The sequence below is a fragment of the Castellaniella sp. genome (assembly GCF_049673105.1).
GTDB lineage: Bacteria > Pseudomonadota > Gammaproteobacteria > Burkholderiales > Burkholderiaceae_B > Castellaniella.
Window position 1 is genome coordinate 183210 of record NZ_JBATXG010000008.1, and the last position, 14851, is coordinate 198060.

Annotated in this window: 18 protein-coding genes; 9 read left to right on the forward strand and 9 right to left on the reverse strand. The window is 63.0% G+C overall.

Annotated elements, in window-relative coordinates; genetic code table 11:
- The first annotated feature begins 11 nt into the window (after positions 1–11).
- The 5 genes from WBF69_RS03370 (at position 12) to WBF69_RS03390 (ending at position 3671) form a co-directional block, all read left to right on the forward strand.
- Positions 12–1247, forward strand: coding sequence for a D-alanyl-D-alanine carboxypeptidase family protein (locus WBF69_RS03370; protein ID WP_424261203.1), 1236 nt, complete (start codon positions 12–14; stop codon positions 1245–1247).
- A gap of 8 nt (positions 1248–1255) precedes the next feature.
- On the forward strand, positions 1256–1531 hold the full coding sequence (locus tag WBF69_RS03375; protein WP_424261204.1) for a DUF493 family protein: 276 nt from the start codon (positions 1256–1258) through the stop codon (positions 1529–1531).
- Between the two features lie 12 nt (positions 1532–1543).
- Positions 1544–2179 carry a lipoyl(octanoyl) transferase LipB gene (gene lipB / locus WBF69_RS03380; protein WP_424261206.1) on the forward strand — a complete coding sequence of 212 codons (636 nt, stop codon included), beginning with the start codon at positions 1544–1546 and terminating at the stop codon, positions 2177–2179.
- A gap of 134 nt (positions 2180–2313) precedes the next feature.
- A complete protein-coding gene (locus tag WBF69_RS03385) occupies positions 2314–3147 on the forward strand; it encodes a formylglycine-generating enzyme family protein (protein WP_424261208.1) in 834 nt (277 codons plus the stop codon).
- Positions 3148–3353: 206 nt separating this feature from the next.
- Positions 3354–3671, forward strand: coding sequence for a c-type cytochrome (locus tag WBF69_RS03390; protein ID WP_424261210.1), 318 nt, complete (start codon positions 3354–3356; stop codon positions 3669–3671).
- Here the strand turns inward: WBF69_RS03390 and WBF69_RS03395 are convergent, their stop codons facing one another.
- Positions 3672–4697 carry a C45 family autoproteolytic acyltransferase/hydolase gene (locus WBF69_RS03395; RefSeq protein ID WP_424261212.1) on the reverse strand — a complete coding sequence of 342 codons (1026 nt, stop codon included), beginning with the start codon at positions 4695–4697 and terminating at the stop codon, positions 3672–3674.
- A gap of 6 nt (positions 4698–4703) precedes the next feature.
- Positions 4704–5570: a MurR/RpiR family transcriptional regulator gene (locus tag WBF69_RS03400; protein ID WP_424261214.1), complete on the reverse strand. Its 867-nt coding sequence runs from the start codon at positions 5568–5570 to the stop codon at positions 4704–4706.
- Positions 5571–5694: 124 nt separating this feature from the next.
- On the opposite strand from WBF69_RS03400, the gene WBF69_RS03405 reads away from it, so the two are divergent.
- Entirely contained in the window at positions 5695–7020 is a 1326-nt protein-coding gene (locus WBF69_RS03405) for an aspartate aminotransferase family protein (RefSeq protein ID WP_424261216.1), read from the forward strand.
- 63 nt (positions 7021–7083) lie between these two features.
- On the forward strand, positions 7084–7611 hold the full coding sequence (locus tag WBF69_RS03410; RefSeq protein ID WP_424261218.1) for a carboxymuconolactone decarboxylase family protein: 528 nt from the start codon (positions 7084–7086) through the stop codon (positions 7609–7611).
- Here WBF69_RS03410 and WBF69_RS03415 read toward each other — a convergent pair.
- Together WBF69_RS03415 and WBF69_RS03420 are read right to left on the reverse strand one after the other, a co-directional pair.
- The gene (locus WBF69_RS03415; RefSeq protein WP_424261220.1) at positions 7602–8153 is read right to left on the reverse strand and encodes a cob(I)yrinic acid a,c-diamide adenosyltransferase; all 552 of its coding nucleotides are present in this window, start codon (positions 8151–8153) and stop codon (positions 7602–7604) included. The two genes, WBF69_RS03410 and WBF69_RS03415, sit on opposite strands and share 10 nt — an antisense overlap.
- A 34-nt stretch (positions 8154–8187) precedes the next feature.
- On the reverse strand, positions 8188–8622 hold the full coding sequence (locus WBF69_RS03420) for an N-acetyltransferase family protein (protein ID WP_424261257.1): 435 nt from the start codon (positions 8620–8622) through the stop codon (positions 8188–8190).
- A 122-nt stretch (positions 8623–8744) separates the two neighbouring features.
- On the opposite strand from WBF69_RS03420, the gene WBF69_RS03425 reads away from it, so the two are divergent.
- The gene (locus WBF69_RS03425; RefSeq protein ID WP_424261222.1) at positions 8745–9098 is read left to right on the forward strand and encodes a copper-binding protein; all 354 of its coding nucleotides are present in this window, start codon (positions 8745–8747) and stop codon (positions 9096–9098) included.
- 57 nt (positions 9099–9155) lie between these two features.
- Here WBF69_RS03425 and hslU read toward each other — a convergent pair whose 3' ends face one another.
- The 5 genes from hslU to WBF69_RS03450 form a co-directional block, all read right to left on the reverse strand.
- A complete protein-coding gene (gene hslU, locus WBF69_RS03430; RefSeq protein WP_424261224.1) occupies positions 9156–10487 on the reverse strand; it encodes an ATP-dependent protease ATPase subunit HslU in 1332 nt (443 codons plus the stop codon).
- 8 nt (positions 10488–10495) lie between these two features.
- Positions 10496–11029, reverse strand: coding sequence for an ATP-dependent protease subunit HslV (gene hslV, locus WBF69_RS03435; protein ID WP_424261226.1), 534 nt, complete (start codon positions 11027–11029; stop codon positions 10496–10498).
- 156 nt (positions 11030–11185) lie between these two features.
- Positions 11186–11626: an RNA polymerase-binding protein DksA gene (gene dksA / locus WBF69_RS03440; RefSeq protein WP_424261228.1), complete on the reverse strand. Its 441-nt coding sequence runs from the start codon at positions 11624–11626 to the stop codon at positions 11186–11188.
- A gap of 78 nt (positions 11627–11704) precedes the next feature.
- Complete coding sequence (locus WBF69_RS03445; RefSeq protein WP_424261230.1) at positions 11705–12805, reverse strand: CobW family GTP-binding protein; 1101 nt, start codon at positions 12803–12805, stop codon at positions 11705–11707.
- A gap of 167 nt (positions 12806–12972) precedes the next feature.
- On the reverse strand, positions 12973–13956 hold the full coding sequence (locus WBF69_RS03450) for a nucleoside recognition domain-containing protein (protein ID WP_424261232.1): 984 nt from the start codon (positions 13954–13956) through the stop codon (positions 12973–12975).
- A gap of 121 nt (positions 13957–14077) precedes the next feature.
- On the opposite strand from WBF69_RS03450, the gene WBF69_RS03455 reads away from it, so the two are divergent.
- A complete protein-coding gene (locus tag WBF69_RS03455) occupies positions 14078–14560 on the forward strand; it encodes an Lrp/AsnC family transcriptional regulator (RefSeq protein WP_424261259.1) in 483 nt (160 codons plus the stop codon).
- Positions 14561–14851: the final 291 nt, after the last annotated feature.

Here is a 14851-nt window from a genome sequence, read left to right on the forward strand (position 1 = left end):
CAATGACGCCTATGACCACTGCTCTGTTGCCGACCCTTCGCCGTTTCCGTCTGGCGCCGCTGGCGCTTAGTTGCGCGCTGCTGGCGCCCTTGCCTGCCTGGTCGGCTACGGATGCCGCGCCGGCGCCGACAGCCGTCGAAGCGCCTGCTGCTGCGCAGGCCGAAGGCGTCAGCGCGCTGTCGAATGTTCCCGCGCCGGCATTGGGCGTCAAGGCGTGGCTGACACTGGATGCCACCAGCGGCCAGATCATTGCCGCCCAGAATCCGGATCTTGCGGTCGAACCGGCCTCGCTGACCAAAGTGATGTCGGCGTATGTGGTTTTCGAGGCGCTGGAAAGCGGTCGTCTGAAGCTGGATCAAAAGGTCCACGTGTCCGAAAAGGCCTGGAAGACCGAAGGGTCGCGCATGTTCATCAACCCGAATACGGAAGTGTCGGTGGATGAACTGCTGCAGGGCATGCTGGTTCAGTCGGGCAATGATGCGACCGTGGCGCTGGCCGAGGCCGTAGCTGGCAGCGAATCCGCTTTTGCCGCGCTGATGAACCAGCAGGCCAAGGAACTGGGCATGACGAAGACGCATTTCGTCAATTCCACCGGTCTGCCTGATCCCGATCACATGACCACCGTCGAAGACCTGGCCGTGCTGTCGCGCGCGCTGGTGCAGCGTTTTCCGCAGTACCGCCACTATGACAGCCAAAAGGAATACACCTACAACAACATCAAGCAGAGCAACCGCAACCGCCTGTTGTGGGCGGACTCGACCGTCGATGGCCTGAAGACCGGTCACACGCAGTCGGCGGGCTATTGCCTGGTGGCGACTGCGTTGCGCGATGGGCGCCGCGTGGTGTCGGTGCTGGTCGGCGCCGCCAGCGAAGCCGCCCGCACTGAAAGCAGCCTGAAGCTGCTGAACTGGAGCTTCAAGAACTTCGATACCGTCCAGCTCTTGGATAAGACCAAACCGGCGGTGGCTGCTCGCGTCTGGGAAGGCGAAACCGAGACTGCCGATCTGGGGGTGAACCAGTCCTTGTGGGTGACGGTGCCGCGCGGTCAGGCGGATCAGATCAAGACCGAGGCCCGCTATACCCAGCCGCTGATGGCGCCGCTGACCGAAGGCGATCAAGCCGGTACCCTGGTCGTGACGCTGGATGGCAAGCCCCTGAAGCAGGTGCCGCTGCTGGTCATGCATTCCGTGGCCGAAGCAGGCTTTTTCGGTCGACTGGTGGATAAGGTCCGCCTGATGTTCCAGTAGGGGGCTGTATGGCAACGATCAATCCGCAAGACTCCTTGATCGAGTATCCCTGTGACTTTCCCATCAAGGTCATGGGGCGGGCGGGGGATGCCTTCCTGCCGACCATGGCGGATCTGGTGCGCGCGTTCGACCCGGATTTTGATCCGGCCACCATCGAGGTGCGCCCCAGTTCCAGCGGAAACTACCTGGGCCTGACCCTGACCGTGCGGGTGCATTCGCGCGAGCAGCTGGATGACGTGTACCGCGCCCTGCATGGGCACGATATGGTGTCGGTGGTGCTGTAAGGCGACGACGGCATGCAGCTGCGCTGGCTGGATCGCCCTGCCCCCTATCTGCCGGTCTGGCAGGCGATGCAGGATTTCACCGAGAACCGCACGGCGGACACGCCCGACGAGCTGTGGCTGGTAGAGCACGCGCCCGTCTATACGCTGGGGCAGGCGGGGCTGGAATCCCACATTCTGAATCCTCATGGCATCCCGGTGGTGCATTGCAATCGCGGCGGGCAGGTCACCTACCACGGGCCAGGTCAGGTGGTGCTCTATACGCTCGTGGATCTGCGCCGCCGGGGGGTGTTCGTGCGTGATTTCGTGACGCGGCTGGAACAATCCGTCCTGGACGTGCTGGCCGATCTGGGGGTGCCGTCCGCTTGCCGCAAGCCGGGCGCGCCGGGAATCTACGTGCCGCAGTCGGCGCTATCCGTGTCGCAGGGCAGCGCGCTGGCCAAGATCGCGGCGCTGGGCATCAAGGTCCGCCGGGGGTGCGCCTATCATGGGGTGGCGCTGAACGTAGGGATGGATCTCGGCCCCTTTTCGGACATCAATCCCTGCGGCTATGCGGGTTTGCAGACTGTGGACCTGCGCGCTTGCGGGGTACAGGCTGACCTGATCGACGTCGGCGATCGGCTGGCGCGGCGTTTCGCCGCGGCATGGTAAACACAGGCTGACGCGCAAAGCCGGCCTCTTTTGCGCCTGATCGTCGCACCAGGCCGTTACGCCAGTTTTTGATGCGCCTCAACACGTGCGGCGCATCTTCCAGGTCCAATAGAGAGGTCCTCACGAGGTCCTCCATGACACAGATTTCCCCGCATCGCTCCATCCCGTTTCGCTCATTCCCACGTATCCTGCAGCGCACGGCTGTCACGCTGGCAGGCATCGCCTGCGCCGCCGCCGTTCAGGCTGCCCCGGCGATTGATGTCGTCCCGATTCCGGCAGGCACCTTCACGTACCAGGCCGCAGGAGAATTCCTGGATCAGGGGCTGCCGGTGGACGCGCCCCGCGTTCAGGGCCGCGTAGAGGACGGATGGGTCATGATGCGGCGGCAGGTCAGCCAGGCAGAATATGCGCGCTGCATCCAGGCGGGGGCCTGCAAACGGCTGGATAAGGCGTTTCGCCATCTGAACGCGCCGGATATGCCGGCGGTGGGGGTGAGCTGGTCTGATGCCACCGCCTACGCGGCCTGGCTGTCGCAGGAAACGGGACAAGCCTGGCGCCTGCCGACGTACGTCGAATGGGTGCGGGCCGCCGCTGAACAATACCGGGAAGAAGGCGCTCTGGCGTCCGATCCGTCCAATCCGTCGGTGCGCTGGCTGGCGGAATATGAACGGGAAATCTCCCGCGCCCGGGAACGCATCAAAGCTGCCCAGCCATTCGGGCGCTTCGGCGTCAATGCCCTGGGCATCAGCGATATGGGCGGCAATGTCTGGGAATGGACGGACACGTGTTTCGCCAGCCACAGCGTCGGCGCCTTGCCGCTCGCGCCGCGAGAAAACTGCGGTGTGCGCATCCTGGCCGGGGCGCATATTGCCGCCATGCCGGACTTTATCCGTGATCCGCGCACGGGCGCCTGTTCCATCGGCCTGCCGCCCGCCAACCTGGGCTTCCGCCTGGTGCGGGCCGGCTGATCGTCCGGTGGTATCCACGCTCAAGACTCTCTGCGCGCAGGGGGTCTTTTTTTGCGCCAAATCAAGGTTTTCCAACGAAACATGAATTTCCGATGAACGGATTTGATCCAGAACAATAAGGGTTAACCCAGGCTATGACATGATGAAGGCGTTGGAAGTAAAACACGCCTGATCACAGAGACGGGCGCCTGAAAATGGAGATGAGTATGTTGAAGAAGCTGAGCCTTGCCATCCTGAGTCTGGCCCTGGTTCCCGCCCTGTCGATGGCGACGGATGCCGGCACTCTGCAAAAGGGCGAGAAGCTCTATAAGTCGTCCTGCATCGCCTGTCACAGCACGGGTGCCGCCAATGCGCCGAAGCTGGGCAATAAGCAGGCCTGGGAACCGCTCATCGCGCGCGGCATGGACCAGATGATGGACGTCGCCACCAAGGGCAAAGGCGCGATGCCGGCCCGGGGAGGCACCAAGGCCGACGACGAAAGCCTGCGCGCCGCCGTTGAGTACATGGTCAGCCGCGTCCAGTAATCAGGACGGGCGCAGCCCTTCGAAGCGATAGGCGGGTTGGTGATCGCCGGGGCAGTAGACTGCCCAGCGCGCCTGCTCGCCTGACAGATCGATGTCCGCCGTCGCCAGTGTGTTTTCCTGATCCGTATCGGTCGGGGACAGTCGCATCATGGGTTCGGCGGCATCGTCTGTGTCGCGCAGGATGTCCAGCGCCGCAGCATCCTGATCCAATAGCCATTCACCCCTGGCTTGGCGGCGGGCGGATGACTCCGTGATGACCTGGGGCAGGCCCTGCTGTGCCTCGTGCAGCGCGTGATTGGCGTGCACACGCCGGGTCTGGCGAACAGTCTGCAGCGACACGGCTTCCTGGCTGAATTCCACACTGAACGTCACGTTGGCCCCTGTCTGGCCGACCCCCAGATGAAACGCCCCCATGCGGGGATGCGCCTGCAACAGGGTGATGGCCTGGGCCGGTGTGCTGGTCGCCAACAGGGCGCGGGTCAGTATCATGCGCGGCAGCCCTGCCGCCCGCGCCTGCCGGGCGCGAATATTGTTGACGGTGATGGCCAGCCCTGCCTGATTCACGGCAAAGGTATGGCCGGGCAGAGAGCCCGGATATAGAAACGAGACAAAGGGCGGTGCGTCGATCGGTCGAATCTTCGCCAGCCCGCAGGCCCCGGCAAAGCCTGGGTCGCCGTCCTCGTTGTGGCTTAGCCGCTGCGGGGCCAGCACGGTGGTGCAGCCGTCCGGCGCCAGCGCCCAGAGGTCTCCCCGACAATTCCACAAAAATACGTCGTCGGGCGCCAGTCCCAGACCTTCGGCCAGGCCGGCCAGTTCTTGTTCGATCCAGGGGAAATGCTGGTGCAACAGCCCGCGCAACACCGGAATCGCGGGATGCTGGCGGTGCGCCATGACCTGCGCCCAGGCGGCGGAATGAATCAGATGTTGCCGGCAGGCTTGTGCGCCCCATCGTCCCAGGGCCAGACCGATCTCGTGGTGAGAACCGTGGGCATCCAGCCAGGACAGGGAAATGGGATCAGGCGTCATGACGATTCATAGGTAGGCGCCAGTGGCGTGCAGTTGGTCCTCGGCCTGCGACAGAGCGGTGATGGCGTGTTCGCCGCTGTGCGTCAGCAGTTGCTGGGCCAGCATTTCGACCAACGCCTGGATGGCGACCGTGGAAGGAAAAAAGGAATGCCCCTGAGTCGGGAACACCAGCACGTGATTGGCCTGCAGCGCGATCGGGGCGACCTGGCTGTCGCACAGCGCCAGCACGGTGCAGCGGCGTTCCTGGGCAGCCTGGGCGACTTGCATGATCTCTCGTGAATAAGGCGCATAGCTGATCAGGATCACCGTGTCGGTCGGGCGCAGATGATGCAGATCCAGGCTCATGGTGCCGCCTGCGTTGTGCAGCAGTTGGACGTTCGGGCGAAACAGGCTGCACAGATAGCACAGGCTGAAGGCCGGAGGATAAGAAGACCGGTACCCGGCGATGATGATGCGCTGCGCAGCGGCCAGATGGGCGACGGCTCGGCTCATGGCCTGGCGGTTGACGACCTCCAGGGCTGCCAGGTTGCGGGATTGTTGCTGTCTGACGTTGTGCCAGGCGGTTTGTTCGGATTCCGGACGCTCGACCAGTGATTGGGCGCGGGCGGCGTAGCTGCCGGGGCGCTGCTGCAGCTCGCGGGTGAAGACCGATTTCAGTGCGTCCCAGCCGGCATAGCCCAGGTGCTGCGCCAGCCGAACCAGGGTGGCCGGCTGCACGCCTGCCAGTGCGGCCAGCTTGCGGGCCGACAGGGTCGAGACCTGCGCGGGATGGTCGATCAGATAGCGGGCGCTGGCCTGGAACTGGGGACTCAGGGCCGTGAATTGCGACTGGATGTGCTGGATCAGCTCATCGGGCGAGTGTGGGGCGGACATGACAGAAGCGTGAGTTTGGATGAATCAGGATCGTCTTCGAGTGTTTCATGATATATGATATGAGAAACATTTGTTGAATTTCCTGGTTTTCTGATTAAGCCTTACGGGGCAGCGAGGCCCTTTCATGACGCATGTATTTCACCGGAATCCCCAGCATACGCTGAAACACGCAGTGCGCGGTCGAGGGATTTCCCTGTTCGACGAGGACGGTCGCCAGTATCTGGATGCATCCGGCGGAGCCGCCGTATCCTGCCTCGGGCATGGGCATCCGGATGTGATCGCCGCCATCAAGGCGCAGCTGGATCAGGTGGCCTATGCCCATTCCTCGTTCTTCACGACACAGGCCTGCGAGGATCTGGCGGATTTCCTGGCGCAGCGGGCGCCCGGCGATCTGGATCACGTGTATTTCGTGTCGGGCGGATCGGAAGCCGTCGAGGCGGCCTTGAAGCTGGCCCGGCAGTATTTCGTCGAGCGCGGCGAAACAGAACGCAGCCAGTTCATCGCCCGACGCCAGAGTTATCACGGTAACACCCTGGGGGCCTTGGCGATTGGCGGCAACGCCTGGCGGCGTCAGCCATTCCTGCCGTTGCTGACGCCCGCCCACCATGTATCGCCCTGTTATGCCTATCGTGATCAGCGGGCCGATGAAACCGAAGAAGCCTACGCCCAGCGCCTGGCCGACGAGCTGGACGCCATGATTTGCTCGATCGGGCCGGGGCGGGTGGCGGCATTCGTGGCTGAAACCGTGGTCGGCGCGACCGCCGGCGCGGTGCCGCCGGTGCGCACCTATCTGCAGCGCATCCGTCAGGTATGCGACCGGCATGGGGTGTTGCTGATTCTGGACGAGGTCATGTCCGGCATGGGGCGCACCGGGCATCTGTTCGCCTGCGCGGAAGACGGCGTGGTCCCCGACATCCTGACCATCGCAAAAGGCCTGGGCGCGGGCTATCAGCCGATCGGCGCCATGTTGGCCAGCCGCCGGGTGTACGACACCATCGTGCAAGGCAGTGGTTTTTTTCAGCATGGCCACACCTATATGGGGCATGCCACGGCCTGCGCCGCCGCTCTGGCGGTGCAGCAGGTGATCGAGCGCGACGAGCTGTTGGCCAATGTGCGCGCACGCGGCGAACAGCTGCGCACGTGTCTGCGCCAGGTTTTCGCCGATCACCCGAACGTGGGTGATATCCGCGGCAGGGGCTTATTCGTCGGTGTCGAGCTCGTAGCGGACCGCGCCACCAAAGCCGTGCTGGATCCGGCCTTGAAGACCCACGCGGCGCTCAAACGGCAGGCGATGGCAAACGGCCTGATGATGTACCCCATGGGCGGCACGATTGACGGCGTGCTGGGTGCCCACGTGCTGCTGGCGCCGCCTTTCATTTGCTCCGCAGCAGATATCGATCAGATCGTTGATCGCCTGGAGCGCACGGTGCGTCAGGTGTTGCCGGCCTGACAGCACGCTAGAATGCCCAATCCCCGCCGGGCGTGTCGTCCGGCATTTTCCATGGAGGCCCCGATGGCCCGAGTGTCTTATGCTGATTTAAGCCAGGGCGCGACCGCCGGTCTGGCGCAGCGCATCGCCGCAGAGCGCGGCAGCGTACTGCATCTGTATCAGATGCTGCTGCACAGCCCTTCGGTGGCCGAGGGCTGGCTGACGTATCTGACGGCGATCCGGCAGAAATCCAGCCTGAATGGCGCGCTGCGCGAGCTGGTGATCATGCGTATCGCGCATCTGAACCGCGCTTCCTACGAAGCCGACCAGCATGCGCCCATCGCTTTGCAGGAAGGCCTGCGCCAGGATCAATTGGACGCCTTGGCGCAGATGACTTTGCCGGTCGGGCTATTCGATGCCCGCGAAACAGCGGTATTGGCGTATGCGGATGCCATGACGCAGTCGGTGCAGGTGCCCGATGCCGTGTTTCATGCCGTCAAGACGCATTTTTCCGACACGGAACTGGTCGAGCTGACCGCCACGATCGCGGCTTACAACATGGTGTCGCGTTTTCTGGAAGCGCTGCAAGTGCATTCCGACGATCAGCGCTGATCGTCGCGTTCCCACAGCACGTCCGATCGGCCCGCTGCCCGGTTCAGGTAGCGGGCCAGCACAAAACACAGATCCGACAGCCGGTTCAGATAATGCAGCACCGGCGGGTTCACCGTTTCCTGATGGGATAGCGTCACGACCGCCCGTTCTGCGCGGCGGGCGATGGTGCGAGCCATGTGCGCATGCGCAGCGGCGGGGCAGCCGCCCGGCAGAATGAATTCCTTCAGCGGGCCCAGCTCGGCGTTGTACCGTTTCAGGGCATCATCCAGACGCAGGACGTGATCGTCGTTCAACGCCGTCCAGCCAGGGATGCACAGCTCTCCGCCCAGATCGAACAGATCGTGCTGGATGCGATTCAGCAGGGCATCGACCTCGGCGGGCAACGACGCCGTGCGCCACAGGCCGATGGCGCTGTTCAACTCGTCCACATCACCCAGCGCGGCGATGCGCGGGGCGTCCTTGGGCACGCGGGTCTTGTCGCCCAGGCCGGTGGTGCCGTCATCGCCGGTGCGGGTGGATACGATAGAGACGCGGATCGACATGCGGGGCTCCAGAAGGGCGGATGGGAAAAGAGGGTCAGTCCTGGGCAGCCAGGTTCAGCAGGGCATCGCCCGTCACGCGCACGACACGCCAGTCATCCAGGATTTCGGCGCCGTGGTGCTTGTAGAAATCAATGGCGTTCTGGTTCCAGTCCAGCACGACCCATTCAAATCGGCCACACCCCAGTTCCACTGCCAGGGCCGCCAGATGTTTCAGCACCCAGCCGCCCAGGCCGCGCCCGCGATGCGCGGGGGAAATATAGACGTCTTCCAGGTACAGACCGCGCCGATCCAGGAAACTGGAGTAGTTGTGGAACCACATGATGTAGGCGACGGCGGTGGCCGGCGCGTCGTCGGTCGTGATGACCAGGCAGCGGGCGGCGGGCTGTGCGCCGAAGAAACTGTCGTGCAGACTGTCGTGGGTGGCTTTGAAAATATCCGTCAGTTTTTCAAAAACGGCCATTTCCAGCATCAGGGCATGAATGGCGGGGATGTCGGATTCGGTGGCGGGCCGCAGGGTGTAGCCGGGAATGGGACTGGGCAAAATGAACTCTGTTTCGCGTTATGCTTGAATGAACAGACGGAGTGTAGCCCATGCGTTTTCGTGTTTCGCACATCCTGAACATCCTGGCCGCCGCGCCGCTGGCGGGTCATGGGATCATCGCGCCCGCCGCCGTGGCGGCGGCGCTGGCGCTGCCTGTCACGGCAGCAGCTCAGGCCCAGCCGGTGCAGGCCCAGGCCAGCGGTCAAGTCGTGCGCATCGATGCGGCTGCTGGCAAAATCGCCATCCGGCATGACGCCATCAGCAAACTGGAACTGCCCGCCATGACGCTGGTCTATCGCGTGGATCCGGCGCTGCTGTCGGGCATTGCCGTGGGGGATGCCGTCGATTTCACGGCGCAACGCGCCAGTGGCCGATACCAGATCACCGCACTCAAGAAACAATAAAAATCCCCGCCGGGGTGTCTGTCCGGGCGGGGATCTGATGGGCCGCTGCGCTGCGGGCTACAGCACGTAGCGGGCCAGATCCTGGCTGCTGGCCGTTTCGGATAGCTTGTCGTTGACGTAATCGGCATCGATCACCACCGATTGGGCGCCTGGGCTGGCCGCCTCGAACGACAGGTCTTCCAGCAGTTTTTCCATCACGGTGTACAGGCGGCGGGCGCCGATGTTTTCCGTGCGCTCATTGACCTCGAACGCCAGCTCGGCCAGACGTCGGATGCCGGCGTCGGTGAACTCCAGCGTCACGTCTTCCGTGGCCATCAGGGCGCTGTACTGCTTGGTCAGCGACGCGTCGGTGGCGCTCAGGATGCGGATGAAATCCTCTGCGCTCAAGGAATCCAGTTCCACCCGGATGGGGAAGCGCCCCTGCAATTCCGGAATCAGGTCGGACGGTCGCGACAAGTGAAAGGCGCCCGACGCGATGAACAGGATGTGGTCGGTGTGCACCATGCCGTATTTGGTATTGACGGTGGTGCCTTCGACCAGCGGCAGCAGGTCGCGCTGCACGCCCTGGCGCGATACGTCGGCCCCACCGGCCTCCTGGCGGGCGGCGATCTTGTCGATTTCATCCAGAAAGACGATGCCGTGCTCTTGCGCCAGCGCGATGGCCTGGGTGCGCAGGTCTTCTTCGTTGATGCGCCGGGCGGCTTCTTCTTCGGTCAGCAGGCGAAAGGCTTCCTTGACCGACAGCTTGCGCGGCTTGGTCTTGCCCTGGGACAGGCCGGCGAACATGCCGCGCAGCTGCTCGGTCATTTCCTCCATGCCCGGCGGCGCCATGATTTCCATGTGGGCCGGAGTCTGAGCGACCTCGATGTCGATCATCGTGTCGTCGAGCTTGCCTTCGCGCAGGCGCTTGCGGAATACCTGGCGGGTATTGTTTTCTTCGCGTTCCGGTTCGCCGTGGGCATTGCGCGCAGGCGGCAGCAGCGCATCCAGGATGCGGTCTTCGGCGGCATCTTCAGCCTGGGTGCGCACGCGGCGCGTTTCCGTTTCGCGGACCTGCTTGATGGCGACGTCCACCAGGTCGCGCACGATGGTATCCACGTCGCGACCCACATAGCCGACCTCGGTGAATTTAGTGGCTTCGATCTTGATGAAGGGCGCATTGGCCAGCCGGGCCAGCCGACGGGCGATCTCGGTCTTGCCCACGCCGGTGGGGCCGATCATCAGGATGTTCTTGGGCACGATTTCGCGGCGCAGCGGCTCGGGGACTTGCAGACGGCGCCAGCGATTGCGCAAGGCCACGGCGACCGAACGCTTGGCCTTGTCCTGGCCAACGATGTTCTTGTCCAGTTCCGAGACGATTTCTTTTGGAGTCATGGGGGTAGCGGACATGGCAGGCCTTATAGCGTTTCGACGACGTGATTCTGGTTGGTGTAGATGCACAGTTCCCCGGCGATTTCCAGGGACTTTTTGACGATCTCGGCGGGCGTCATCTCGGTGGCATCCAGCAGGGCGCGGGCGGCGGATTGGGCATAGGCGCCCCCCGAGCCGATGGCGGCGATGCCGTGTTCCGGTTCCAGCACGTCGCCGTTGCCGGTCAGAATCAGGGTGTGTTCCTGGTCAGCCACGATCAACATGGCTTCCAGACGCCGCAGCACGCGGTCGGTGCGCCAGTCGCGGGTCAGTTCGACGGCGGCGCGCATCAGGTGGCCCTGATGTTTTTCCAGTTTGGCTTCGAACCGTTCTTGCAGCGTAAAAGCATCCGCCGTCGCGCCGGCAAAGCCGGCCAGGACCTTGTCGTGGTACAGGCGGCGGATTTTGCGGGCGGTGCCCTTGATGACGATGTTGCCTAGTGTGACCTGGCCGTCTCCGCCCAGGGCGACGTCGTTGCCGCGGCGGACGCAGACGATGGTGGTAGCGTGAAATTGTTCCATGGCGTTCTCTTGGTCCAAGATCTTGCAGATGGGGGTGAGGCGCCAAAGTTCAAGACGTGCCGGGGTCCGACGGGCCTGGCAGGCGGAAATGAAAACAGCTCTCGTCCCCAGGGGAAGAGAGCTGTTGAACCGTGCGTCGCCGGGTGTGGACGGTGCTCAGTCGCCGTAGAGCTTTTGCCGCATTTCACGGCGTTCCTGGGCTTCCAGGGACAGCGTTGCCGTGGGGCGGGCCAGCAGGCGGGCGATGCCGATGGGCTCGCCGGTTTCTTCGCACCAGCCGTATTCTCCGGCGTCGATGCGGGCGATCGATTGCTGGACCTTTTTCAGCAGTTTCCGTTCCCGGTCGCGGGTGCGCAGTTCCAGCGCGTGCTCTTCCTCGATCGTGGCGCGGTCGGCCGGATCGGGCACATACTGGGTTTCGCGCAAGTTTTCGGTGGTGGCGCCTGCATTGGTCAGGATTTCATGTTCCAGCTGGTGCAGGCGATCCCGAAAGAAGGCGAGCTGGGCAGCGTTCATGTAGTCCTGTTCGGGCATCGCCAACAGTTCTTTTTCTGTCATGGTCTTGGGCGCTGATTTGGCGCTGGATTTGCTAGCCATGTCGTGTCCTTCCTTATTATGTGCCGGGGCCTGTCGTCCGCATCCCGTCGGTACAGCGGGGCAGCGTGGGGTGGGCGGTCAGGCCAGGCATTGTTCGAGCCCCTGAGTAAAAATGTCCTGGGGCAGTTTACGGCCAATGAATACCAATCGGGTATTCGGTTTTTCACTGGCTTTCCAGGGGGCGCCGGGTTCGGCCCCCATCATCATGTGCACGCCTTGGAATATCATGCGGCGATTGATCCCCTTGATGTAGAGGATGCCTTTGTAGCGCAGCAGATCGGGGCCATAGACCTGGACGATGCCGCCCAGAAAGTCCTCCAGGCGGGCAGGATCGAAGGCCCGGTTGGAACGGAATACAAAGGCGCCGATGTCGTCGCTGTGATGGGCGTGATGATGATCATGATGGTCGTGCGAGCAGCCCGAGCCGCAGACGTGACCGTCTTCGTCGTGGTCATGATCGTGGCCGTGGTCATGATGATCGTGAGCGTCTTCTTCCGCCAGGAATGCCGGATCGATGTCCAGGATCGCATCCAGGTCGAAGCCGCTGACATCCAGCAGGGTGTGCAGATCGGTCTCGCCGAAGTGCACCGGCGTGATGGACGCCCTGGGATTGATGCGCACCAGCCGGTCGCGCAGGGCCTCGTAGTCGGCCTCGTTGACCAGGTCCTTTTTGGAGATCAGGATGCGGTCGGCGAACCCGACCTGGCGCTGGGCTTCTTCCTGGCGGTCCAGCGCGGCCATGCCGTGTTTTGCATCCACCACCGTGATGACAGCGTCCAGCCGGTAGGTCTCGGCGATGTCGTCATCCATGAAGAAGGTCTGGCACACCGGGCCGGGGTTGGCCATGCCGGTGGTTTCGATGATGACGCGATCGAACTGCAGGCCGCCGGCTTCGCGGCGGGCCGCCAGGTCGTGCAGGGTGCGGATCAGATCGCCGCGCACCGTGCAGCAGACGCAGCCGTTGCTCAGTTCGACGATTTGCTCGTCGCGGTCCTGCACTAGCAGGTCGTTGTCGATGTTTTCCTCGCCGAATTCGTTTTCGATGACGGCGATGCGTTGGCCGTGAAATTCCGTCAGGATACGGCGCAAGAGCGTCGTCTTGCCCGCGCCCAGAAACCCCGTCAACACGGTGACGGGAATCATGGAATCAATTTTTCGGGCAGAGTTGGCAGCGTTCATGAATGACCTCGATTGCGATGCGCTGTCCCGGTGATGCCGTCTGCCGGAATGTCATACCGGCTTTGCGGTCCTTGTCAAGGGGTTCAGCGATCAGCATGCGATTACATCATAGGCCGAGGTTTAGGGCAAACGTGGCGCTGGCGGGGCGGGATGTCGTCCGGGGAAAGTCAATCGGAGCACATCGAGGGGCTTGCGGCTTTGGCGGCCAGGTGTCTGCCCCAGCGGGTATGGGGTTGCGTCAGGGCGGCGATCATCGCCAGGATACCCAGGGTGAGCAGCCCGCGCAGCACCAGAATCACCCAGATGTTGGCACCCAGCGCCAGAATCAGCAGGGTGTCTTCGATCAAGGCATGGCATAGCGATAGCCAGGACAGCGCCAGCAGGCGCGTGCGGGGGCTGAAGTCCTCGCGTTCGGCGGCATCGATGATCAGGGCGCCGCCATAGGCCAGTCCCAGCAGCACGCCGACCGTCGTCAGGGGAGCGGCGCGTTCTTCCAGGCCGGACAGGCGCAATACCGGCGTCAGCAGGCGGGTCACGAGGCGCGTGACGCCCAGGCGTTCCAGTAGATCCAATAGGATCACCATGCCGATGATCACCACCAGCACCAGCAGCAGGGACTGCACAGTAGACAGCAGCCAGGTGAGCACGTCGGGCGGCCCCTGCGTCAGGCCTGCATCCTGACCCATCCAGGCAAACGACACGGGGTCTTGCAGCCAGCCCATGGCCTGACAGGTCCAGGTCACCGCAGCGCCGTAAAGAATACTGATCACCAGCCGCAGGCCGCCCGTCAACAGGGCGCTGGCGCCGGCGCGGCGGACGACCGATTGTTCGGTCGGGATGTTGTGGGCGAACAGCATCATGGCGCCCAGGGCGCTGACCTGCGCGACGTTCATCTGCAGGCTGTCCGATAGCGCCGCCATCGACGCCATGCCGCCATAGATATTGGTAATGACGGTCGTGACCCAGATGATGCCCGCCTGTGGAGGCAGGCCCAGCAGGCCCATCGCCGGCGCCAGCGCTTCCCCGGCCAGCCTGACCAAGCCCAAGCGGTCTGCAATATAGACAATCACCATGACCGGCAGCATGATGCGGGCGATGGTCATGAACATGCGCGTGCTGCGCTGGCGAATAGTATTGAGATAGTGGATCATCGCGGGACGGCATCGATGGGCAAGACGACGACTTTACAGGGAATAGTCCCTGATTGCCATGTGGCCGTCCTGCCTCTATTCTTGAGGCCTTTCTGATTATTTGTGTGTGTGGAATCCCATGATGCCTGCCGAGGACCTAGACCAGGTGGATCGACTCATCCTGATGCATCTGCAGCAGGATGGGCGCATCAGCAACCAAGAACTCGCCCAGCGCGTTGATCTATCGCCCAGTCCCTGCCTGCGGCGGGTCAAACGCCTGGAAGAGCAAGGCTACATCCGTCGTTATGTCGCGCTGGCCGACCCCGAAAGATTGGGACTGGGGCTGTTGGCCTATATCTCCGTGCGTCTGGACAAGTCCCATCGGGCCGAGCATAGCGCGATCTCCGGTTTCGCCCAGGACGTCCAGGGCTGGCCCGAGGTCATGCAGTGTTATGCCATGTCGGGCGACATGGATTATCTGCTGCGTGTGCAGGTGGCGGACCTGGCTGCCTTCTCGCGCTTTGCGATGGATACATTGATGCGTCACCCTGCGGTGATCGACATCCGCAGCAGCTTTGCGCTGCGCTCTATTAAAGAGACCACCGAACTACCGGTCCCCGCCTGATTCTGTTTTTCAGGGCTGACTTGCACGCGGTAAAAAAGCTGTGCTATAGTTCGGTCTCTTCGCCGCCAGGCACCCAGGGTTAACCCTGAAATCCTGTCCTTTTAGGATGGGGTCAGCCAGGTAGAAGTCATTGATTTGTAGGTGAAAAGCCCGATTGATGACGGATGTGAGCGACGAAGATTCGGCTTCGGTCGAAGGCAGTCAGGTTTGACATTGAAATGCGGATGTGTTTTAATGGCGGGCTTCGACGAGAGGATGAAGATCTTCGGTCAGATTGCTGCAGCGGTAGAG